The following is a 21,599-nucleotide window of genomic DNA, read 5'->3' as shown; positions in this document are numbered from 1 at the left end:
AGGAGCATGAGTATGGACGCCGTAAACACCGAAGCAACGACCACCGACGTCACCACCTCGGTCCATCAGCTGGCCGATCGCGCACGCCGCGCCTCGCGGATCCTCAAGCGCGCCAACCGCGACTGGAAAGACCGCGCCCTGGCCGCCATGGCCGCGCGCATCGACGAGAACCGCTCGATGATCCTGCGCGCCAACGAGCAGGACTTGGCCTCGGGCCGCGCCAATGGCACCTCCGAAGCACTGCTTGACCGGCTGAAGCTCGATGGCCCGCGCATCGACGGCCTGATCGCCGCGCTGCATGAGCTCGCCGGGCTGCCCGACCCGGTAGGCCGCGTGGTGCGCGGCGAAACCCTGCCCAACGGCCTGCGCATGCGCCAGGTCAACGTGCCGCTGGGCGTCATCGGCACCATCTACGAAGCCCGTCCCAACGTCACCGTGGACATTGCCGGCCTGGCGCTGAAGAGCGGCAACGCCGTGCTGCTGCGTGGCGGCTCGGCCGCGCTGAACTCCAACCAGGCGCTGGTCGCGGTGATCCGCGATGCGCTGGAGTCCGTCTCCCTGCCGCGCGACATCGTGATCTCGGTCGACGAGTTCGGCCGTGCCGGCGCCGACGCCATGATGGGCGCGCGCGGAAAGATCGACGTGCTCATCCCGCGCGGCGGCCGCGAGCTCATCCAGCGCGTGGTCACCACCGCCAAGGTCCCGGTCATCGAAACCGGCGAGGGCAATGTGCACATCTTCCTCGACGCGAGCGCCGACGAGGAAATGGCGGTGGACATCCTGCTCAACGCGAAGACCCACCGTCCCAGCGTCTGCAACACCGTGGAAACCCTGCTGGTCCACAAGGATGCCGCCGCCGCCCCGGCAGTGCTGCAGGCCCTGTCCGCTGCCGGCGTGAGATTGCACACTGACGATCGTGCCGCCGCACTGGTTCCGCAGCTGCAGACCATCGCCGCGGGGGAGGAGGACTGGGGCAACGAGTACCTGGACCTGGACATCGCGGTGAAGGTCGTCGACGGCATGGACCAGGCCCTGGAGCACATCCGCGCCTACTCCACCGGCCACACCGAGGCGATTGTCACCTCTTCGCTGGCCGCCTCCGAGCAGTTCGTCGCGGAGATCGACTCGGCCGCCGTGATCGTCAACGCCTCCACCCGGTTCACGGACGGCGGGCAACTGGGCCTGGGCGCCGAAGTGGGCATCTCGACCCAGAAGATGCACGCCCGCGGCCCGATGGGCCTGGCCGAACTGACCACGACCAAGTGGATCGTCCAAGGCGACGGACATATCCGGAAATAGTTTCTGACCGCCCTTTTCGGTACGATGTAGAAGAAACGTACCGTTACTTTTCGAGCCGCTGCTCCAGCCGCCCCGGCTGGTGGCACAGCGGGCTCGTGAAAACGACTGGAGAATTATCTTGAACGCGCTGATTTTGGCTTCCGAAGCCGCTTCCACCGGCATGGACCCTCACACTTTCGCTGTGATCATCGGTGGTGGCATCTTCGCAGCACTGATGATCCTGCTGTTGATCACCGTGTCCTACACCAACGTAGGCAACCGCCACGACGCCAAGCCTGAGCCAGAGGACACCCACCGCCAGTTCAAGACTCACGTTCCGCATAGCCACTAGTCTTGGCAGAGCAAAAGCCTCAAGACCGCCCATTGCGCCTCGGCGTGATGGGCGGTACTTTTGATCCCATCCACAATGGCCACTTGGTCGCCGCCAGCGAGGTAGCTGCCGAATACGACCTGGATGAGGTTGTTTTCGTACCCACCGGCCAACCATGGCAGAAGGCCGATCGCCAAGTCACCAGCGCCGAGCACCGCTACCTGATGACGGTGATCGCCACCGCGTCGAACCCGCGCTTCACCGTAAGCCGCGTCGACATCGACCGCGAAGGCGCCACCTACACGCGGGACACCTTGCTCGATCTGCGTGCCCTGCGCCCGGACGCGGAGCTGTTCTTCATTACCGGTGCCGACGCGATGAGCCAGATCATGAGCTGGCGCGACATCGACCAGGTCTTCGACCTCGCCCACTTCGTTGGCGTGAGCCGTCCTGGTTACGTCATCGCGGATCTGGGCCGCGACAACGTCTCGCAATTGGAGATTCCCGCTCTGGCAATTTCCTCCACCGATTGCCGGGAACGTGTCGCCGCAGATAAGCCGGTTTGGTATCTGGTGCCGGACGGTGTGGTGCAGTACATTGCAAAATATGGGCTGTATACCGAGTCGTAACCTCACATAGGGTGGGGTAACACGGCATAATCTCTAGGTAAGGGTGACGGTATTTGTCTATGCGGTCGGGAGAAGTATCAGGATGAGCGATAACTCGCAGCCGGTTTCAAGCAGGCGAGCTCTGCGCGAAAAACGACGTGCTGAGATGGAAGCATTGCTGGCCAGCAGCAAGGCCGAACAGGAAGCCAAGGAACTCGCGTCGAAGGACGAGGGCAAGGCCGAGGATTCGGCGAAGCCAGCGAAAAGCGACGCGGCCCCGCAAGCCAAGCCGGCACCCAAGGCAGAGCCTGCAAAATCGGCGCCGGCCAAGGAGCAGGCACCCAAGCCTGCCGCCAAGGAGTCCGGCGCCAAGCCGGAAGCGGCCAAGCCTGCCCCGCAGGCACCTGCCGCCAACGCCGTTCAGGCCAAGCCGCAAGCGGCGAAGTCCGCTCCGGCCAAGGCTCCCAGCGCCAAGCCCGCAGCCAAGCCGGCTGGTGCACCGCAGGCCGAAGAACCTCTGGGTGAGCGCGCATCGTTGCGCCGTGCCCGCGACCGTGAGGCATTGCGCGAGCGTCGCCGTCTTGAAGAAGAAGTCGGCGCGCTGACCACCAACATTCCAACCGTTGCCCCGGCCGAGGAGCCGAAGCCGCTGACCCGCCGCCAGCTGCGCCTGCAGGCGTTGGCTGATCAGGGCAAGGCCGAGCAGGAACCCGCCGCCGCGAAGAAGCCTGCGCCAAAGGACGACGCCCCGGAGACTACCGTCATGAGCGTCGAGCAGGCGTTGGCCGCACGCCGCGCCCACGCGCCCAAGGCTCCGGTTGATCCGAACCTGCTGGGGGAGGACGACTCCGAGATCGATCTCGAGGTTCTCGCCCACCAGCGTGAAATGGCCGCTCGCGCAGCCATCATTTCCCGCCGTGCCGCGGAGCGCGAACGACTGCGCGTGCAGAACGCCAACCAGGGCAAGGATGACCAGGCTTCCGACCCGTTCACCGGAGCCATGGGCAACATCCGCGAGGTCGAGGACCGCATCGCCAAGACCGGCGTGCAGGGCCCGAAGACGCAAAGCGTCTCGCTGGACTTCACCGCAGGATCCAAGAAGGACGAAGCGGCGCCAGCAGCCAAGAAGCCGATGGCCAAGCCGGCACCCAAGCCGGCGGCTAAGGCTCCAGCGAAGCCTGCTGCCAAGGCCCCGGCTAAGCCGGCTCCCAAGCCAGCGCCCAAGGCACCAGCCAAGCCCGTTGCAAAACCGGCAGCCAAGCCAGCGCCGGAGGCGCCGGCCAAGCCCAAGACCCAGGCCGAGCAACCAGCTGCTGACGTCGACATGCCACGCATCGACGCGGTCAACGCGCAGGGTCTGCAGCCGCTTGACGTGCAGGCCCACGGTCTTCGCCGAGCCAACAACATGCTGATCGCGATGATCGTCGCCCTCAGTGTGGGCGGTGCCGCGTTGGTCGCTGGCCTGATCATGTTGCTTGGCAACTAGTTTTCGTAGGACAATTAGGTTCTCGATCTACACCTCTATAAGGAGACACTCCACTCAATGGGAGCACACGCAGAATCAATCGCCCTCGTGAAGGTCGCCGCGCATGCGGCTTCCGAAAAGCTGGCAGAAAACATGGTCGCGCTGGATGTTGCCGACCGCCTGGGCGTCACCGACGCTTTCTTGATTGTTTCTGGTGGGTCAGAACCTCAGGTGAACGCGATCGTCGACGAAATCGTTGCCGAGGTGCTCGACAAGTACAGCATGCGCCCGATCCGCCGCGAAGGCTTCGGCCTGGGCCGCTGGGTACTGCTGGACTACGGCGACGTCGTCGTCCACGTCCAGCACCAGGAAGACCGCATCTTCTACGCGCTTGAACGCCTTTGGGCCGACTGCCCAGTCATCGAGCTGCCTGCCGAAAACCCTGAAAACCAGAAGTAGCCCTCAATTTGCATCCTGATCAGGTAGTCATCTATGATTATGGAGTTGCCTGATCAGGGCAGCAATCCTTTTGGGGGTATGGCGCAGTTGGTAGCGCGTCTGCATGGCATGCAGAAGGTCAGGGGTTCGAATCCCCTTACCTCCACAAATTAAAATCCTGCGAGTCGGCTCGGGCCGAATCGCAGGATTTTTACTTTTCCGCAGTCTGGCCGAGCCCGCCTTTGTGCACTCTGGATTCGGTGCAAGCTGTATCCATGACCACCGAGACCGCCAAAGCACTGCAACAGCTCGCTGAAGCCTTCGAGCTCATCGGCGCAGCCACCGCTGTGCTTGGTGCGGGCAATCTTCCCGCCGGCCATGCTGCCTGCTACGCCAAATTAATCGAGCGTATCGCCCAGCAAACGTCCCGAGCCCAGATTCGCGCGGCGCACGCGTTGCGCCGCACCGGGGCCCACAAGCTCGACCAGTCTTCCTTCCAGGCTATCGAAGAAGCCACCGGGCACCCGACGCTGCAGAACATCGAAGATGCAGCCGGCTGCACCATTACCGGCCGGACCCACTTCAGGAACACGCGTGGAATGATGCGCGACTGGCTGGATATCCCGCTGGGCACCGCCAGTGAACGGCTCATCCTTGCTGGCTGCTTGCTTGGCAGCGTCGATGAGGCAGGACTGCCGACGCCCCCGTGGCTGCCCCAGCTTGCGACCGAGTTCAATGATCCTGCGTCAGACCCACGTCTGGTCCTTGCTGCCAGCAAGAAACTGCATTCGGCACGCAAGGACTTGGGCGAGGGGGAGGCCGGTCAGGCCAAGAAGGCGCAGCTTGAACGAGATTCCTTGGCATTCATGCATGCAGAGCCCAAATCGGCCCGAAAGCATATCAGCGACTTGGTGGCGCAGGTGAAGGCCGGTAAGCGTTCGATCAAGGCGCTGCTGGAAAGCATCGGAATCTTCAAAAAGGGACTTCGCCATGGCCTCATCGAATATGTGTTGAAGGCGTTGCCTTCCCAAGCAGCGTATATCGAGGCGTTCTTCGCTTCGCTGGACAACCCGGCGACCGTGGCGGGCAACCGCGAGGGCTTGAAGGATGCCGAAGCGCAATTCACGGGAGAAGTAGCCCGCGATTGGGACGATAAGCAGTCCATGCCCGATTGGGCTCAAGATCATGCCGAAGGCACCGAATCCGATGACGACGATGCACAAGCGGACACCGAGGCACCCGAAGCCACGGACCCAGACGATGCAACAGGTGCCGAAACCGCGAATGAGCATGAAACTACGGAACACCAGCAGGAACCAGGCACCGAATCGGCCCCTTGGGAAGATCTGAAACCTGAACGCCGGAGGCTTATCGGGTTCATGGCACTGCTGATGAGCGATCGAACGGCAAGCCCGCCGGACATGCAACCGGGACTAGCTACTCCGCAGGTGAGCATCATCCTGAATTACGAGCGGATGCTGGCACAGGCATCTGATTTCGCGGTCACTTCTTCGGGAATTCAGCTATCGCCGGGCGAAGCCAGGGCAGCGTTGTGCCATGCGGGGATCTATCCTGTGGTGTTGAACGGCAAGAGTCTGCCTCTCGACTTGGGCCGGACGCAACGGTTGTACTCCAAGGCCCAACGCCGGGCGATACGGGCAGCCTACCGCGGCTGTTCCTATCCGGGGTGCAGCATGCCTGCCGAACGGTGCGAACTCGATCATCTGGACGCCTGGGAACAGGGCGGACGCACGGATATCAAGAATGCGGCCTTGAGTTGCGTATTCCATCACACGGCCCGTCATTGCGGACTGTTCCATGCGGTGAAGATCCCGCAAAGCAGACCCATGGTGCTGCTTTCACCCGAATTGGATCCCGAGCAGAAATTGCGAATCAATACTTATTTCATGACACCGGCAGAGGCGTTGGAAGCTGAAGCGTTGGCCGATGAGACCACGGCCCAGTGGCGTGCCGGAAAGCTGGATGCAGAAATCGTCGCCCCCTAGGCTTCGGCCGCCAAGAATCGGCAGTCGAAAAGCCGGAGAACTGATCAACGCCGAAATGCGTTCGCGACTTGCCATACTTGAATGAACGAAGATCATTCAGGAGCAAAATGTCACGAGTTCAACGCCGGGCAGCGAACGCCAGAGCAGCCTATGGAATCCATCAGTCATCACATGCCTCGATGGCAGTGCGTTATATTGACGACGGCACCGTGGAATCCGCACCGGAAGGCACCAGCGCAGCCGACGCGCTGGCTTTCGGCCAATCCGGACCCCAGCGGATCGCGCTGTCGCTCTATCCGACCCCGGATAAGGCTGACATCCAAGAACTTACCGAGGCGTGGGACCTGCACCCGGTGCTCGTCGAAGACCTCGTCCACGCCCGCCAGCGGCCGAAGCTCGAACGCTACGGCGAGGTGCTTCTGCTCGTTGTGCGTTCGGCTCTGTACCTGGACGAAACCGAAGAAGTGGAGCTGTCCGAGTTCCACATCTTGGTCCGCAAAGGCGCTGTAGCTGTCCTCTGCCAGGACCGCCGATGGATCGATGGCACCGACGGCGAAGGGTTCGTCGAGTCCATCAGGAACGGGCGCCTGCGCAAGGACCAGTTGCTGCTCAAGGACCCGGAACTGCTCCGTCTGGGCGCTGAGGCAGTCCTGTACCGGATTCTGGATGAGATCGTCGATGGGTACGTCCCGGTGCTCCACGGGCTGGGCATCGACAAGGAGCAGATCGAACGCCAAGTCTTCAGCGGGGACGCTGCGGTCACCGAACGCATCTACCGATTGAGCCAAGAAGTCATCGACATGCAGCACGCGACAGCCTCGTTGCTGGAAGTGGTGCAATCGCTCGATGACGGATTCAAGAAGTACCCGGTGCCCGAAGAACTGGAAACCTACCTCCAGGATGTCACCGACCACCTCACCCGTGCGCACACCCAAGCCGTGGAATACAGGGATGCGCTCTCGCAGATCTTGAACGTGAACTCTACCCTCGTGGCACAGCGGCAGAACGAGGACATGAAGAAGATCTCGGGTTGGGCAGCCATCCTGTTCGCACCGACGCTGATCGCAGCCATCTACGGGATGAATTTCGATAACATGCCTGAACTTCACTGGTCATTCGGCTACCCGGTGGCTGTCTGCCTCATGCTCGGCTTTGCCGCAGCCCTGTATGGTGTATTCAAATGGCGTAAATGGTTCTAGGCGGAAGGCTTCAGGCAAATCCTTGCCGGACAAAATTGACTTCAAGAAATCACTGGACGAATACCGGTCGAAAGCCGGGGAATTCCGTGTCCTGCAGGTGCCAGCAGCACAGTACCTGATGATCGACGGGGCCGGGGATCCAAACACCAGCGACGCGTACCAGCAAGCCTTGCAAACTCTGTATCCCGTCGCCTACAAGCTCAAATTCGCGAGCAAGGCCCAGGGACGGGACTACGTCGTCCCGCCATTGGAAGGACTCTGGTGGGCCGAGGACATGGCAGTGTTTACCGAGCGGCGGGACAAATCGAAATGGAGCTGGACGATGATGCTCATGGCCCCTGCATGGCTCACTGGGGCCGACTTCGCGCAAGCCTTGGAAGCCGCACAGGAAAAGAAGCAGCTGCCATGCCCCGAACGCATCCGCTTCGAGACGCTCCTTGAAGGCCAATGCGTGCAGACACTGCACATCGGGCCCTACGATGACGAAGCCGGAATTCTGGCCACGATGCACCACGAATTCATTCCGGCGCAGGGTTTGCGCATGACCGGCAAGCACCACGAAATCTACCTCGGCGACCCGCGCAAGGTGGCACCGGAAAAGCTTCGCACCATCCTGCGCCAGCCCGTTGAACCGCTTCAGCAGAAGGAAGACACATGGAACTGACACCGCAGAGCACCGTTGCCGACGTGCAGCAGGCCTTGGCCGAACTTGAAGACCCCAAGCACCGGGCAGTCAATGAGAAGCATGGCGACGATTTTGGCGTGAATCTGGGCAAGCTCAGGGCACTGGCCAAGGCGTTGAAAAGCAACCAGGAACTTGCCAACGAGCTCTGGGCGACGGGGGACACCGCAACCCGGCTGGTCGCGCTGCTGATCGCCAAGCCACGCAGTTTTTCACTCGACCAGCTGCAGGCCTGGAGCAAGGACGCCACCACTCCCAAGGTCCAAGCCTGGTTCCTGAGCTACATCGTCAAGAAATCCAAGCTGCTCGAAGAACTCCGCGTGCTGCTCATGGGGGAGTCCGACCCGATGCAACAGGCTGCCGCGTGGGAATTGACCGCGCACCAGGTCGTGAAGGCCCCGGAACAGCTGAATCTGGAGCAACTGCTGGACACCATCGAATCCGAGATGCGTACCGCACCGGACCGCTTGCAATGGGCGATGAATACGACGCTGGCACAGATCGGCATCGAGCATGAGCGGCTGCGCCCGCGCGCGCTGGCGATCGGCGAGTCGCTGCAGGTGCTGGCGGACTATCCGACCTCTGCCGGGTGCATTTCCCCCTTCGCGCCAATTTGGATCACCGAAATGGCAAAGAGAAAAGCCTAGGCCCAGCAATTGCTGGACCTAGGCTTCACGGAGATGTTCAGGCGTCCGCCGAATTCCCGCTCTCATCGCGCAGCGCGATCTTGGAGATCACCCAGATCGCGGCGGTCAGCCCGCCGGTGAGCAGCAGCTGGGTGCGTGCGGCGGGATCGGTCATCGCAATGGCGACAATCGCTGCCAAGAGGACGATCGTCGCGATCGACAAGCCCGGGAAACCCCACAGGCGCAACGGCAGGTGCGCACCGTCGCGGTCCGCACGACGACGCAGGATCAGCTGCGTGACGGCAATGAACGCCCAGATGACGATGATGGTCGAACCGACCACGTTCAGCAGGATCGGCATGACCGCATCCGGCCAGATCCAGTTCAGGCCCACAGCCAGGAACGAGAACGATACCGAGCTGATGACGGACTTCGCCGGCACGCCCTTGCCGGTCACGTGGGTGACGGCGCGCGGGGCGAGCTTGCGCTGGCCCAGGGAGTACAGCATGCGCGAGGAACCATAGATGTTCGCGTTCATCGCCGAAAGCAGCGCGACCACGACCACGGCGTTCATCATGAAGCCCACGCCCGGAATGTGCATGACATCCAGCGCGGCGGCAAATGGCCCTTCGGCGACGGCCGGGTCATTCCATGGCACCAGGGCGACAATCACCAGGATCGAACCGAGGTAGAAGAACAGGATGCGCAGCATCACCGACTTGACCACGCGCTTGATGTTGCCCGCCGGGTCCTTGGACTCGGCGGCCGCGATCGAGACGACTTCGGTGCCGCCGAAGGAGAAGATGACGATCAGCACGGCCGCGGCAATCCCTGCCATGCCGCCGGGGGCGAAGCCTCCGTGGGCGGCCAGGTTGGCAAAGCCCACCGGTTCAGGGGTGGGAATCACGCCCGCCAGTACCAGTGCGCCGAAGGCCAGGAAGGCGATGATCGCCGCCACCTTGATCACGGCGAACCAGTATTCGAAACGGCCGTAGTTGCGCACGCCGAGCAGATTCGCCCCAGTGAGGATCACCACGAAGCTGAGCACCCATGCCCACTGCGGGAATGCGGGCGCCCACCCGGCGGTAATGGCGGCGGCCCCGGTGGCTTCGGCGGCGATCACCACGACCAGCTGGACCCAGTACAGCCAGCCCAGCGTGGAGCCGGCGCTGCGGCCCATGGCCTGGCCGGCGAAGGTCGAGAACGCACCCGAGGAGGGGTTCGCGGCAACCATTTCGGCAAGCATCGCCATGATCACGATGATCACAGTGCCGGCGATCAGGTAGGAGACCAGCACCGCCGGTCCGGCAATGGAGATCGCCTGGCCGGACCCGACGAACAGGCCAGCGCCGATCGCGCCACCCAGGCCCATCATGGAGATCTGGCGCTGGGTTAGCCCGGCATGCAGCTGCTCGGGGGCTTTGACAGCGCTCACGCGGTGGCCTCCTGCACGGCTGGCAGGGCGGCGAGCACGCGGTCGACATCTTCCGCGGTGCCCGAAGAGATCCGCAACCCGTCACCGGGGAAGGCACGAACCACCACGCCGCCGGCTGCCAGTTTGGCTTCAAGCTCCACGGTCGCCTCGCCGGCGTCCACCCAGACGAAATTCGCCTGCGACTTCACGACCGGGTATCCGGCGGCGGCCAGGGCATCGTGCATGCGTTCGCGCTGGGCGACGACTTCCTCGATGCGCACCGACAGTTCGTCGATGGCGGCCAGCGAGGCCACCGCCGCGCGCTGGGCCAGATCGGTGACGCCGAATGGCACGGCGACCTTGCGCAGGTTCGCAGCGACTTCCAGCGGGCTGATCGCGTATCCCACGCGCAATCCGGCCAGCCCGTAGGCCTTGGAGAAGGTGTGCAGCACTGCCACATGCGGGTATTTGCGGAACAGCTCGATCCCGTCGGCTCGCACGGCCGAACGGTCGAAATGCACGTAGGCTTCGTCCACGACGACCAGCACATTGCGCGGCACGGCGTTGATGAAGGCGTCCAGGGCCTCGGCCTGCACCACGGTGCCGGTCGGGTTGTTCGGGTTGCAGATGAAGATCAGCCGGGTCTTCTCGGTGATGGCGTCCAGCATGGCTGGAAGATCGTGTCGGCATTCGGCATCCAGCGGCACCTCGACGGGGGTGGCCCCGGCGATGCGCACCAGCGAGGGGTAGGCCTCGAAGGAGCGCCACGCGTACATGACCTCGTCGCCTTCGGCGGCCACTGCATGGATGATCTGGGCCGCGACCTCGACCGATCCGGCACCCAGGGTGATGTGCTCGGCCGGGATGCCGAACTGCGCGCTGAGCGCGCCGGTCAGTTCGGGTGCCGCAATGCTCGGGTAGCGGTGGATGGTGGCCAGGCCGTCCTGGATGCTGTCCAGCACCGATGGCAACGGCGCATGCGGCGACTCGTTGGATGAAAGTTTCGAGGCTCCAGCGGCTGCGGGCTTGCCTTGCTTGTAAGCGGGCACATCCTGCAAGGAGGGGCGCTGGTGAAGGGTCATGAGGTTCCTCTCTGACTGCCAGAGCTGCACGAGGCCGGCAATCGTTCGTATGGCAAAGCCCGTGGTGCGTGGTCAGCGGTGGCCCTGCTCATATCCTCGCGTGTCGCGATTCACAAGCATCGACTGTAGGTTGATTGAATCTGCCGGCGCAATCGCGACCCCTGTTCCTATGCAGGCTGCATAGCGTTCTCCGCCAAGTAGCCCATTTTACTGGTCAATCTGCCCACCCTTTTCCACATCGGCCTCGCTCCTAGCGCACGCTGCGACCAGTGGCAGGGTTCTCCCCTGGAAATGCTCGTGCAGGGCGAAAGACGATGAGGTCCTTGCCACACCTGGCACCTTGTTGATCCGGTTGAAGATTTCCTGCAGGTCCTCGGGGGTCCGGGCCACCACGCGCAACTGCAAATCCGAGCTGCCGGTCACGGTGTACATGTCGACGATCTCCGGGATGGATTCCTCCAGCGCGGTCGCCACCGGGTCATGCCCATAGCGCTGGATGATCTCCACCTGGCAGAACGCGACCAGCGTGTAGCCGAACCCGGCAGGCTTGATCCGCGGGATGATGCCCTGGATGACGCCGGCCTCGTGGAGCCGGGCCAGCCGGCTGCTGATCGTGCCGCGGGCAACACCCAGGCGCCGGGCGCACTCCATCACTGGCAGCATCGGCGATTCGGTGAGCAGTTCGATCAAATCCGCGTCCAAGCGGTCAATGCGCACGGTCGTCCTTTCGACAAGTCGGTCCAATGCTCCAAGGCTAGCGGTGAATGCTGGGCGCACTCGATGAAAATAGCCCAATTGTTAGCCGCGACACAGGCTAGGCTGATGCCATACGGATCCTGAAGGAGTACAGATATGGGCAAGACGCCTCTTGAATCGGTAGCCGGTTTGCATGTCTTGATCACCGGGGCGGCGCAGGGGATGGGCTTGCTCTTCGCCAAGCAGGCCTGCCGCGAAGGCGCGGCGCGCGTGGTCATCTGGGATATCGACACGGCAAGGCTCGACGCGGCCGCAGAAGAATTGCGCGGGCTCGGCGGCACTGTCGAGGCGTACGTGGTGGACCTTGCCGACCCGGCCCAGATCCATCACTACGCAGCCGAAGCGGTTGAGAGCGGGGGAATCGACGTGCTGGTCAACAACGCCGGGGTGGTAACCGGCACGTCCTTCGCGAAACACCGCACCGCGCAGATCACCGCGACCATGCAGGTCAACGCACTGGCCCCGATGTACTTGACCCACGCCCTGCTTCCGCAGCTGGGGCGGCGAGGCAAGGGCCGGGTGCTGACCATGGCGTCGGCGGCCGCATTGGTGTCCAACCCGAACATGAGCGTCTACGCCGCTTCCAAGGCCGCGGCTCTGTCCTTCAGCGATTCGCTGCGCCTCGAACTGGAGGACAACGACCAGATCGCCGTGAGCACGATTTGCCCGACCTATATCAGCACCGGCATGTTCGCCGGCGCCAAGTCGATGCTGCTGACCCCGATCCTCGAACCGGAAGCGGTGGTGGACCGCGCGTGGCGGGCGATGCTAGCGGGCACCCCGCTGGTGCTGATGCCGTGGACCAGCAAGCTGGGCCAGCTGCTGCGCGGCGTGCTGCCCCGAGCGGCGTGGGATTTCGTGGCCGGCAAGGTCATCGGCGTGTACCACTCGATGGACGAGTTCACCGGTCGAACATCGCGGGACGCGCAGGTGAATCCGGGCTGAAAATTCACTGTTCCACCTGTTGCCAGCGGGCCAGAAGGGGTAGCTTGGGAACATCGCCCAGCTAGGAGGTTCGTCATGCAAAATCTCGTTGTCAATCTATGGATGCAAGGCAATGGCGAGGAGGCGGGGGAGTTCTACGCCCGTGCCTTGCCCGAGGCAACGACCGAAATCGAATCGCGCTACCCGAGCGAGGGACTGCTGGAATTCCAGCAGCCCCTTGCCGGCAAGCCGCTGACCGTGTCCCTGTGGGTGCGCGGAACGAAAATCACGCTGATCAACGCGGGCCAGGAATTCAAGCCCAATCCCTCCATCTCGATCATCCTGGTCTTCAACACCGGCCAGCGCGAGTCGCTCGACGCCACCTGGTCCGCGCTGATGGAAGGCGGCACCGCGCTGATGCCGCTGGATGCCTACCCGTTCAGCACACGCTACGGCTGGGTGAGCGACAAATACGGCGTTTCCTGGCAGCTGATGGAAACCAGCGAACCGGTCGAGCCCCGCGCGTCGGTGATTCCCTCGCTGATGTTCGGCGGTGCCGCCCAAAACCGGGCGGCCGAGGCCATCGAGTTCTACGGGCAGGTGCTCGGCGCGAAGCTGGACAGCGCCTACCCGTACGGGGAGCCGACAGAATCCGCCACCGCCGAAGCGCTGATGTACGCCCAATTCACCCTGGGCGAGGATTGCGTGGCGGCCATGGACTCGGGGGTGCCTCAGGATTTCACCTTCACCCCCGGCGTCTCGCTGGAATGGCACTGCGACGGGCAGGCCGAGATCGACCGCGTCTGGGATGCGATGTCGGCGGTGCCCGAAGCCGAGGCCTGCGGCTGGCTCACGGACAAATTCGGGGTGAGCTGGCAGATCGTCCCGTCGAACATGGGCGAGTTGATGGAGCGGCCCGGCGCTTTCGAGAATATGCTGAAGATGAAGAAACTGGTGATCAACGACTTCTAGCGGGGAACAATGGGCGGCGCTGCACGGCGGGCGGTAGTGGCAGGAGCCAGCGGGTACATCGGCGTGCGGCTGATAGCGCAGCTGCGCGAGGGCGGATACGAAGTGGCGGTGATCGGCCGCGGCGAGAAGTCCGATGCCCAGTGGGGCGATGGCCCAGGGCTGGAGGCACTGGTCGACGGCGCGGATCTGCTGGTGAACCTGGCCGGGAAGAATGTCGGCTGCCGCTATCACGATGCGGCCCGAAACGAGATCCTCGCTTCGCGGGTGGACACGACCCGTGCGCTGCACGAAGCGGTTAGCCGGGCCGCGAATCCGCCGCAGCTGTGGCTGAATGCGTCAACCGCGACCATCTACCGGCACAGCATGGATGCGCCGAACACCGAGGCCAACGGCCGGATCGGCGAAGGCTTCTCGGTGGATGTGGCGCGCAACTGGGAACGCGAGTTCTTCCGCGGCCAGCTGCCCACGCGCCGGGTGGCCCTGCGCATGGCGATCGTGCTCGGCAATGGCCCAGCCACGCGCAAGCTGCTGGCCATTGCGCGGCTGTGGCTTGGCGGGGCGCAGCACGATGGCTGGTGGCCGGCGCATCGGCGGTACCGCGGCATCGGGGAAGACCCGAGCGGATCCGAACGCAGCGGCTGGCATCGCACGCGCGGGAACCAACGCTTCAGCTGGATCCACGTGGATGATGCGCTCGGCGCGATCAGGCATATCATCGAGCACCCCGAAATCTCCGGGCCGGTCAATCTCAGCTCGCCGTACCCGGTAGCCAATCGGGAACTGATGGCCTCGCTGCGCCGCGCCGCAGGCAGGAAATTCGGGTTGCCCGCGTATCGTTGGATGCTGGAACCGGCCATGTTCGTGCTGCGCGTGGAACCCGAAATGCTGCTGAAGTCCCGTTGGGTGCTGCCCGGGGTGCTGCAGGACAGCGGCTACGAATTCCGCTGGCCGCACCTGGACGTGGCACTGGAAGACGTCGCCGGGAATCTGGCCGGAAAACAACTTTAAGGACGCGCATTGGCACCGAGGATCCGCCGCTTCACCCTGCCCGAGCTGGCCCGCGGCTACCGCGGAGACCTGGGAGACGACTACATTGAACTGCTGCACTTCCGGGATTTCGATGCACCGCTGGCGGCCGATGGCGCGCGGCTGGAGGAATGCCGGTTCAGTTCCGTGCAGATCGAGTCCGTGCGCAACGCCCGGCTGATCCAGTGCGAGCTCGAGCAGGCCGGGGCACCGGCGCTGCAGGCTGCCGGGGTGTTCCTCAACGACGTGCGGGTCAACCACAGCCGCTTCGGCTCCGCGGATTTCGCTGAGGCACAGCTTGATGGCGTGGTGTTCGAGAACTGCAAATTCGGCTGGCTGAACCTGCGCGGCGCCACGGTGCGGGACGTGCTCTTCCGCAATTGCCAGTTCGAGGAGATCGATCTGGGCGGACGGATCCAGCGCCTGGGCTTCGCCGATTCGCGGGCAGGGCAGATCAACTGCCATGGTGCGCAACTGCGCGAGGTGGATTTGCAGGGGCTGGATTTTGCTGATGTGGAAGGCGTCGATGGGTTGCGCGGCGCGCAGATCAGCTCGCTGCAGCTGGGCCTGCTGGGCGAGGCGATGGCCAGCCACCTGGGGATCAAGCTAGGTAGCTGATTTGCCCGTGCCTGGCCGCCAGCTGCGCGGCCGTTTCGGACAGCAGGTGCTGCATGGCCGCGGCCGCGCGGGTCAATGAGACATCGCGCCGGTGCGCCAGTCCGATGGTGCGGGCCAGCGGTTCGCGCAGGGCAATGGAGCGCACGCCTGGGGCGTCCAGCGCCACCGTCGCCGGAACCACGGCGACGCCGAGCCCGCGCTGCACGAAGCGCAGCACCGCGTCCATTTCCCCGCCCTCCACGACGATATTCGGCACCAGGCCGGCCAACTTGTATGCCGCAGCGGTGCTGGCGCGCAGGTCGTAGCTGTGCGCGAAAGCCAGCTGCGGCACTGGCGCCAACGCGCGCAGGTCGAGTTCGCTGCCGGCCAGATGCGGGTGCTCCAGCGAGTCGATGACCACCAATTGTTCTTCCAGCAGCGGCAGGTTCTCCAGATGGCTGCCGTTCACCGCGTGCTCCGAGGTCACGATGAGCGCCAGATCCAGCGCGCCGCCGTCGAGCTGCTCCAGCAGCTTGTGTGATCCTGCTTCGAACATTTGCAGCTGCACCCCGGGGTAGCGGGTGCGGAAGATCGACAGCGCTTCGGCCACCAGCGATACGCACAGTGACGGAGGCGCGCCCAGGCGAACCCGGCCGCGGCGCAGCCCTGCCAGATCAGCCATTTCGGTGCGGATGGATTCCTCGTCGGCCAGCATCCGGCGTGCACGGGGCAGCAAGGCCTGTCCGGCGGCGGTGAGCGTGATGTTGCCGCGGGCGCGGTGGAACAGCTCGGAGCCCAGCTCCTGCTCCAGCGTGGCGATCTGCCGGCTCAGTGAGGGCTGGGTCAGATGCAGCTGCTCAGCGGCACGGGTGAAGTGCCCCACATCGGCGATGGCGGTGAAGCCGCGCAATTGCTCTAGGTTCATGATGCATAGCCTACTGCTATGGACATCATGCCAATAATTCATTGGACGTATTCTTGGGGTGGGTCGATGCTGGAAAACATGAGAAATGAACAGCAGATATCCACTTCCGTACTGGTCATCGGCACCGGCGGTTCCGGCTTGCGCGCGGCCATCGAGCTGGCCGAGGCGGGCACCGATGTGCTGGCCGTGGGCAAGCGCCCGCGCCACGATGCGCACACCGCGCTGGCCGCCGGCGGCATCAACGCGGCGCTGGGCACGATGGACGCCGAGGACAGCTGGCAGCAACATGCGGCGGACACCATCAAGGAGAGCTACTTCCTGGCCGATCCGCGCACCGTGCAGGTGGTCGCCGAGGGCGCGGCCCGCGGCATCGAGGACCTGGAACGCTACGGCATGAACTTCGCCCGCGAAACCGACGGCCGCATCTCGCAGCGCTTCTTCGGCGCCCACAAGTTCCGCCGCACCGCCTTCGCCGGGGACTACACCGGGCTGGAAATCCAGCGCACCCTCATCAAACGGGCTGAGCAGCTACAGGTCCCGATCCTCGACACCGTCTACGTCACCGAACTGCTCACCGCCGAAGGCCGGATTTTCGGCGCCTACGGCTTCGACGTCAACGACGGCACCGGCTACCTCATCCACGCCGACGCGGTCATCCTGGCCGCCGGCGGGCACAACCGCATCTGGCGCCGCAGCAGCTCGCGCCGCGACGAGAACACCGGCGACTCGTTTCGCCTGGCCGTTCAGGCCGGCGCCCGATTGCGTGACCCGGAACTGGTGCAGTTCCACCCCTCGGGCATCATCGAACCAGAAAGCGACGCCGGAACCCTGGTCTCCGAGGCCGCGCGCGGCGAAGGTGGCATCCTCACCAATGCGCTGGGCGAACGCTTCATGGCCCGCTATGATGCGAAGCGCATGGAGCTGTCCACCCGCGACCGCGTCGCACTGGCCGCCTACACCGAAATCCGCGAGGGCCGCGGCACCGAAAACGGCGGAGTCTGGCTGGACGTGTCGCACCTGGACCGCGAGGTCATCATGAAACGCCTGCCGCGGGTCTACCAGACCATGATGGAACTGCAGATGCTGGACATCACCGAGCAGAAGATGGAGATCGCCCCGACCGCGCACTACTCCATGGGCGGGGTGTGGGTGGATCCGCTGACGCATGCCACCGAGGTTCCCGGGCTCTACGCCATCGGCGAGGCCTCCTCCGGGCTGCACGGAGCCAACCGGCTGGGCGGCAACTCGCTGATCGAACTGCTGGTCTTCGGGCGCATCGTGGGGCAGCACGCGGCGCAGTATTCCGCCTCGCTGGCCGCCCAGCCGCGCTCGGCCCAGGCCGTCGCCGACGCCCGCGCCCGCATCGCCGAGCTGCTCGGATCCCGGGGCCAGGAAAACGTGCGCAACCTGCAGCGCGCCATTCGGGACCTGATGACTGAGCATGCCGGGGTGGTGCGTGATGAAGCGGGATTGCTGGCAGGCCTGGCGAAGCTGGAGAGAATCGAGAAGCGCATGGAGAACGTGGGAATCCACCCGGACATCGCCGGCTACCAGGACCTGGCGCACGCCTTCGACCTGAAGTCCTCGGCGTTGGCCGCCCGCGCCACGATGGAAGCAGCGCTCGAACGCCGCGAAACCCGCGGCTGCCACAACCGCAGCGACTACCCGGCCATGGACCCGGCCCTGCAGGTGAACCTGGTCTGGTCGCTGAGCACCGGGATCACCCGCGAAGCGATTCCCGAGGTCCCGGAGCAGATCGCGGAACTGATCACTGAAGTCTCCCAGGAGGGCAAGCTGGTCGAGTAACGATTTCACCCGAATTTGCCAGCCGGGCATCGGTACCTGAAACTGTCGTTAGCGGCAGGACACGGGTCCGGTTCCCGGATCCGCATCCGGGGGTGCGCCGCGCGAGTGGAGGAATCAATGGCCCACGTCGGGCTGGTCTTCGTAGGCCTGATCTTGTTCATCAACGGGCTGGTGTCCCTGGGCCGAATTCCGGCCCATTCGGCCGCAGTGCTCAACCTCATGGTGGGCGGCGTGCAAATCCTGCTGCCTACGCTGATCATGGTCCAGGCCGGCAGCGACACCCTGATGGTCAATGGCGCCTGGCCGAGCTACCTGTTCGGAATGACCTATCTTCTGGTGGGCCTGAATACGCTCTGCGGCTTCGATACCGGCGCCTTCGGCTGGTTCAGCGCCTTCGTGGCGGTGATCGCCGTGTACAAGGCGGTGATGTCCCTGAGCACGGATCCCATCTTCGCGGTGATTTGGCTGTCGTGGGCGCTGATGTGGTTGTGCCTGTTCCTGCAGCATGCGCTGGGGGTGCAACGGCTAGGTGGCATCGAGCTGCAGCGCTTCGCCGGCTGGCTGCTGGTCAGCGCCGGAATCCCGTCCAGCACGGTGCCGGCGCTGTTCGCCCAGAACGGGATCTGGACGACCGCCCCGGCTGCCGGCCTTGCGGCGTTGGCGGCTCTGGCGGTGTCACTGGGCTTCAGCGCCTGGCAGGGGCTTCGCTCGGACAGAACGCTGGAGGCGCGCCAGAACCTCGCGGCCTAGCGGTCGCGCTGCACCCGGGCCTCGTCCCACACCGGCGTGTCGGACTCGTAGACTTTGCCGTCGGAGCCGAAGACCAGGAAGCGGTCGAAGCCACGGGCGAACCAGCGGTCGTGGGTGACTGCCAGGACGGTGCCCTCGAACGCGTCGATGGCGCGTTCCAGCGCCTCGCCCGAATGCAGGTCCAGGTTGTCGGTGGGCTCATCGAGCAGCAGCAGCGTCGCCCCGGAGAGCTGCAGCAGCAGGATCTGGAAACGTGCCTGCTGGCCGCCGGAGAGCGAGTCGAACTTCTGCTCCGACTGGCCGGCCAGGCCGTAGCCATCCAGCGCGCCGGCGGCCGCCTCGCGCGGCAGGCCCGAGCGGTGCTCGTCGCCGCGGTGCAGGATTTCCAGCAGCGTGCGGCCGAACAGGTCCGGGCGCGAATGGGTCTGCGCGAAGTAGCCGGGGCGGATGCGCGCCCCGAGCTTCACCGTGCCGGCGTGTTCCACCGGCTCGATGACCACGTCGGAGACCGGCAGGTGCTCGCGCTCCGGGTCGGTGCCGCCGGAGGCCAGCAGGCGCAGGAAGTGCGATTTGCCCGAGCCGTTGGATCCCAGGATGCCGACGCGGTCGCCGAACCAGATCTCGGTATTGAAGGGCTTCATGAGGTTGGTTAGCTCAAGCTTCTCGGCGACGATCGCGCGCTTGGCGGTGCGACCGCCCTTCAGCCGCATCTGCACGTTCTGCTCCAGCGGGATGGCCTGCGGTGGGCCGGCTTCCAGGAACTTCTCCAGCCGGGTGGTGGCCGCCTGGTAGCGGTTGGCCATGTCGGAGCGGAACGCGGCCTTGGTCTTGTACATGTTCACCAGCTCCTTGAGCTTGGCATGCTCCTCGTCCCAGCGCTTGCGCAGCTCCTCGAAGCGCTCGTTGCGCTCCTTGCGGGCGTCCACATAGGAACCGAACGCCCCTCCGTGCACCCAGGCGGTCGCCCCGCCATGGCCCGGCTCCAGGGTGACGATGCGGGTAGCGGCGTTGTTCAGCAGCTCGCGATCGTGGCTGATGAACAGCACGGTCTTGTTGGAGCGGGACATCGTCTCCTCCAGCCAGCGCTTGCCCGGCACGTCCAGGTAGTTGTCCGGCTCGTCCAGCAGCAGCAGCTCGTCGTTGCCCTCGAACAGCGCTTCGAGCACCAGGCGCTTTTGCTCGCCGCCGGACAGGGTGCGCGCCAGCCGGTCCCCGGCCTTGTCGAAGCCGACACCCAAGGCGGCCATGCAGACCTTGTCCCAGGTGGTTTCCAGCTCGTAGCCGCCGGCGTCGCCCCATTCGATGATCGCCTCGGCGTAGCGCATGTGGACTTTCTCGTCCTCGCTGGTGAGCATCTTCGCCTCGTACTCGGCGACCTTGGCGGCGGCCTGGGCCAGCGCCGGGGCGGCGGTGGACAGCAGCAGGTCCTTCACCGTCGACTCGTCGCGCACCTGCCCGACGAACTGGCGCATGATGCCCAGGGTGCCGGTGCGGTTAATGGAGCCTTCGTCGGCCTTCAGATCTCCTGCGATGATCTTGAACAGGGTGGTCTTGCCGGTGCCGTTGGGTCCGATCAGCGCGGTCTTTGAACCGGCGGTGACTTTGAACGCCACCCCGCCCAGCAACTGGGTGCCGTCGGAAAGGAAATACTGGATGTCTGTTACGTCGATATGGGCCACTTGGCAATCCTATCGGGCTTTGGCCGGTTCGTTCCCGCCGCGGCAACCCGCGCTAGGCTAGCGTAGTGCCATGCAGATCGAATTGGACATCTCCGGCGCGCTTCATGCCTGCTGCCATCCGGGCTTCGCAGTGGGCGAGAAGGTGCTCTGGGAGATCGCGCGGCTGCGCTACCCGGATGGCACCGTGGTCTACGAGCTGAATGACCACGACACGTTCAGCGAATCCGGGATGCCGGTGAGTCCGGTGCACGGCATAGTGGCGGACATCCACTACATCGACCACCACTACGAGCCGGCCATCGGCGATCCCGGAGTGCTGCAGCCCTCCGGGGAACCGGCCAGGATCACCCCGACCACCAGCGTCCCTGCGGGCACGGACTTCAATCACGATCTCATCCACGTCATCCTGGAACTTCTCGACCCAAACCAGCTGCCGCAGATCTGCGACTGGGATCCGCAATTGGACTGCCCGTCGGATCCCTCAGCGCGCGAAGACGCCGCTCGCGCGCAGTTCGAGCTCAGCAGCGCAAGCGTCCACTTGCGTGAACTCGCTGAGGAACTGGCGAAGCGCTACGGCCACTTGGCCCAGGTGCGCTCCGATAGCCTAGGCCAGATCTCGATGCTGCCGCGGGCCGCCGGCGCCGCCGAAGTGCACTGGCGGCTGGATTTCAGCGATGTACCCACGCAGCTGGTGCTCACCGTGGCCGGCGCCGAGTGGACCTGGCCAGCTGATGCGGCATCGATCGGGCAGCTGGCGCAGATCGTGGAAGCGGTCGCCGCCGGGCGCCTTGAAGAACAGCGGCAGGCAACCGGCGCCAGCATGGTCCTTGCGATGAGCATCGAGCTGGCCGATGGCACCACACTGATCCAGCGCGACACGGTCCACGGATTCGGTGGGCAGGATGCATTTGCGGTTATCGGTCCCTTGGGCGACCGGTTGACCCGAACTGGCGAGTTCACGCCCTGGGCCTAGCGGCCGCTTGCCTGCTGGATCAGTTGCGTCGAAAGCGACGTCCAGCGGACACCCGGGCGTCA

Annotated in this window: 21 protein-coding genes and 1 tRNA gene; 17 read left to right on the top strand and 5 right to left on the bottom strand. The window is 64.5% G+C overall.

From position 1 onward, the window contains the following. Positions 1 to 12 precede the first annotated feature (12 nt). From ACR9WD_RS09085 to ACR9WD_RS09040, 10 genes are all read left to right on the top strand, one after another. Complete coding sequence (locus ACR9WD_RS09085) at positions 13 to 1,299, top strand: glutamate-5-semialdehyde dehydrogenase (RefSeq protein ID WP_038990847.1); 1,287 nt, start codon at positions 13 to 15, stop codon at positions 1,297 to 1,299. A 118-nt stretch (positions 1,300 to 1,417) separates the two neighbouring features. After that, positions 1,418 to 1,630 carry a hypothetical protein gene (locus tag ACR9WD_RS09080; protein WP_038990848.1) on the top strand — a complete coding sequence of 71 codons (213 nt, stop codon included), beginning with the start codon at positions 1,418 to 1,420 and terminating at the stop codon, positions 1,628 to 1,630. 2 nt (positions 1,631 to 1,632) lie between these two features. Next, positions 1,633 to 2,238, top strand: a complete 606-nt coding sequence (gene nadD, locus ACR9WD_RS09075) for a nicotinate-nucleotide adenylyltransferase (RefSeq protein ID WP_073706141.1) — start codon at positions 1,633 to 1,635, stop codon at positions 2,236 to 2,238. 82 nt (positions 2,239 to 2,320) lie between these two features. Then, a complete protein-coding gene (locus ACR9WD_RS09070; protein ID WP_434921969.1) occupies positions 2,321 to 3,703 on the top strand; it encodes a hypothetical protein in 1,383 nt (460 codons plus the stop codon). Between the two features lie 57 nt (positions 3,704 to 3,760). Beyond that, complete coding sequence (gene rsfS / locus ACR9WD_RS09065) at positions 3,761 to 4,141, top strand: ribosome silencing factor (protein WP_121866901.1); 381 nt, start codon at positions 3,761 to 3,763, stop codon at positions 4,139 to 4,141. Positions 4,142 to 4,213: 72 nt separating this feature from the next. Beyond that, positions 4,214 to 4,286: transfer RNA gene (locus tag ACR9WD_RS09060), tRNA-Ala, on the top strand. 109 nt (positions 4,287 to 4,395) lie between these two features. Then, the gene (locus tag ACR9WD_RS09055) at positions 4,396 to 6,126 is read left to right on the top strand and encodes an HNH endonuclease signature motif containing protein (RefSeq protein ID WP_434921968.1); all 1,731 of its coding nucleotides are present in this window, start codon (positions 4,396 to 4,398) and stop codon (positions 6,124 to 6,126) included. Positions 6,127 to 6,305: 179 nt separating this feature from the next. Next, positions 6,306 to 7,325: a magnesium and cobalt transport protein CorA gene (locus ACR9WD_RS09050; RefSeq protein WP_337445787.1), complete on the top strand. Its 1,020-nt coding sequence runs from the start codon at positions 6,306 to 6,308 to the stop codon at positions 7,323 to 7,325. Positions 7,326 to 7,347: 22 nt separating this feature from the next. Further along, positions 7,348 to 7,989 carry a GyrI-like domain-containing protein gene (locus tag ACR9WD_RS09045; RefSeq protein ID WP_434921967.1) on the top strand — a complete coding sequence of 214 codons (642 nt, stop codon included), beginning with the start codon at positions 7,348 to 7,350 and terminating at the stop codon, positions 7,987 to 7,989. Beyond that, positions 7,980 to 8,654, top strand: a complete 675-nt coding sequence (locus ACR9WD_RS09040; protein WP_434921966.1) for a DNA alkylation repair protein — start codon at positions 7,980 to 7,982, stop codon at positions 8,652 to 8,654. The genes ACR9WD_RS09045 and ACR9WD_RS09040 overlap by 10 nt, the downstream gene beginning before the upstream one ends. A 37-nt stretch (positions 8,655 to 8,691) precedes the next feature. On the opposite strand, the gene ACR9WD_RS09035 is transcribed toward ACR9WD_RS09040, so the two are convergent. The 3 genes from ACR9WD_RS09035 to ACR9WD_RS09025 form a co-directional block, all read right to left on the bottom strand. Beyond that, the gene (locus tag ACR9WD_RS09035) at positions 8,692 to 10,068 is read right to left on the bottom strand and encodes an amino acid permease (protein WP_434921965.1); all 1,377 of its coding nucleotides are present in this window, start codon (positions 10,066 to 10,068) and stop codon (positions 8,692 to 8,694) included. Continuing rightward, entirely contained in the window at positions 10,065 to 11,129 is a 1,065-nt protein-coding gene (gene hisC / locus ACR9WD_RS09030) for a histidinol-phosphate transaminase (RefSeq protein ID WP_190263616.1), read from the bottom strand. The genes ACR9WD_RS09035 and hisC overlap by 4 nt, the downstream gene beginning before the upstream one ends. A 207-nt stretch (positions 11,130 to 11,336) precedes the next feature. Continuing rightward, positions 11,337 to 11,846 carry an Lrp/AsnC family transcriptional regulator gene (locus ACR9WD_RS09025; RefSeq protein ID WP_073706152.1) on the bottom strand — a complete coding sequence of 170 codons (510 nt, stop codon included), beginning with the start codon at positions 11,844 to 11,846 and terminating at the stop codon, positions 11,337 to 11,339. 135 nt (positions 11,847 to 11,981) lie between these two features. On the opposite strand from ACR9WD_RS09025, the gene ACR9WD_RS09020 reads away from it, so the two are divergent. From ACR9WD_RS09020 to ACR9WD_RS09005, 4 genes are all read left to right on the top strand, one after another. After that, complete coding sequence (locus tag ACR9WD_RS09020; RefSeq protein ID WP_434921964.1) at positions 11,982 to 12,830, top strand: SDR family NAD(P)-dependent oxidoreductase; 849 nt, start codon at positions 11,982 to 11,984, stop codon at positions 12,828 to 12,830. A gap of 75 nt (positions 12,831 to 12,905) precedes the next feature. Continuing rightward, entirely contained in the window at positions 12,906 to 13,781 is an 876-nt protein-coding gene (locus tag ACR9WD_RS09015; RefSeq protein ID WP_434921963.1) for a VOC family protein, read from the top strand. A gap of 9 nt (positions 13,782 to 13,790) precedes the next feature. After that, positions 13,791 to 14,789: an epimerase gene (locus ACR9WD_RS09010; RefSeq protein ID WP_434921962.1), complete on the top strand. Its 999-nt coding sequence runs from the start codon at positions 13,791 to 13,793 to the stop codon at positions 14,787 to 14,789. A 9-nt stretch (positions 14,790 to 14,798) separates the two neighbouring features. After that, positions 14,799 to 15,425, top strand: a complete 627-nt coding sequence (locus ACR9WD_RS09005) for a pentapeptide repeat-containing protein (RefSeq protein WP_141355240.1) — start codon at positions 14,799 to 14,801, stop codon at positions 15,423 to 15,425. Here the strand turns inward: ACR9WD_RS09005 and ACR9WD_RS09000 are convergent. Beyond that, a complete protein-coding gene (locus ACR9WD_RS09000) occupies positions 15,409 to 16,329 on the bottom strand; it encodes a LysR family transcriptional regulator (protein ID WP_073706157.1) in 921 nt (306 codons plus the stop codon). The two genes, ACR9WD_RS09005 and ACR9WD_RS09000, sit on opposite strands and share 17 nt — an antisense overlap. Before the next feature lie 78 nt (positions 16,330 to 16,407). On the opposite strand from ACR9WD_RS09000, the gene ACR9WD_RS08995 reads away from it, so the two are divergent. Continuing rightward, complete coding sequence (locus tag ACR9WD_RS08995) at positions 16,408 to 18,135, top strand: FAD-dependent oxidoreductase (protein ID WP_434921961.1); 1,728 nt, start codon at positions 16,408 to 16,410, stop codon at positions 18,133 to 18,135. Between the two features lie 117 nt (positions 18,136 to 18,252). Further along, the gene (locus tag ACR9WD_RS08990) at positions 18,253 to 18,885 is read left to right on the top strand and encodes an AmiS/UreI family transporter (RefSeq protein WP_121866889.1); all 633 of its coding nucleotides are present in this window, start codon (positions 18,253 to 18,255) and stop codon (positions 18,883 to 18,885) included. On the opposite strand, the gene ACR9WD_RS08985 is transcribed toward ACR9WD_RS08990, so the two are convergent. Further along, a complete protein-coding gene (locus ACR9WD_RS08985) occupies positions 18,882 to 20,564 on the bottom strand; it encodes an ABC-F family ATP-binding cassette domain-containing protein (RefSeq protein WP_121866888.1) in 1,683 nt (560 codons plus the stop codon). The genes ACR9WD_RS08990 and ACR9WD_RS08985 overlap by 4 nt on opposite strands. A 70-nt stretch (positions 20,565 to 20,634) precedes the next feature. Here ACR9WD_RS08985 and ACR9WD_RS08980 point away from each other — a divergent pair, with 70 nt between their 5' ends. Continuing rightward, positions 20,635 to 21,537, top strand: coding sequence for a hypothetical protein (locus ACR9WD_RS08980; RefSeq protein WP_434921960.1), 903 nt, complete (start codon positions 20,635 to 20,637; stop codon positions 21,535 to 21,537). The last annotated feature ends 62 nt before the right edge of the window (positions 21,538 to 21,599 follow it).

This window comes from Glutamicibacter sp. PAEs-4, from assembly GCF_051161755.1.
GTDB lineage: Bacteria > Actinomycetota > Actinomycetes > Actinomycetales > Micrococcaceae > Glutamicibacter > Glutamicibacter nicotianae.
This window is presented reverse-complemented; position numbering and strand designations above follow the sequence as displayed.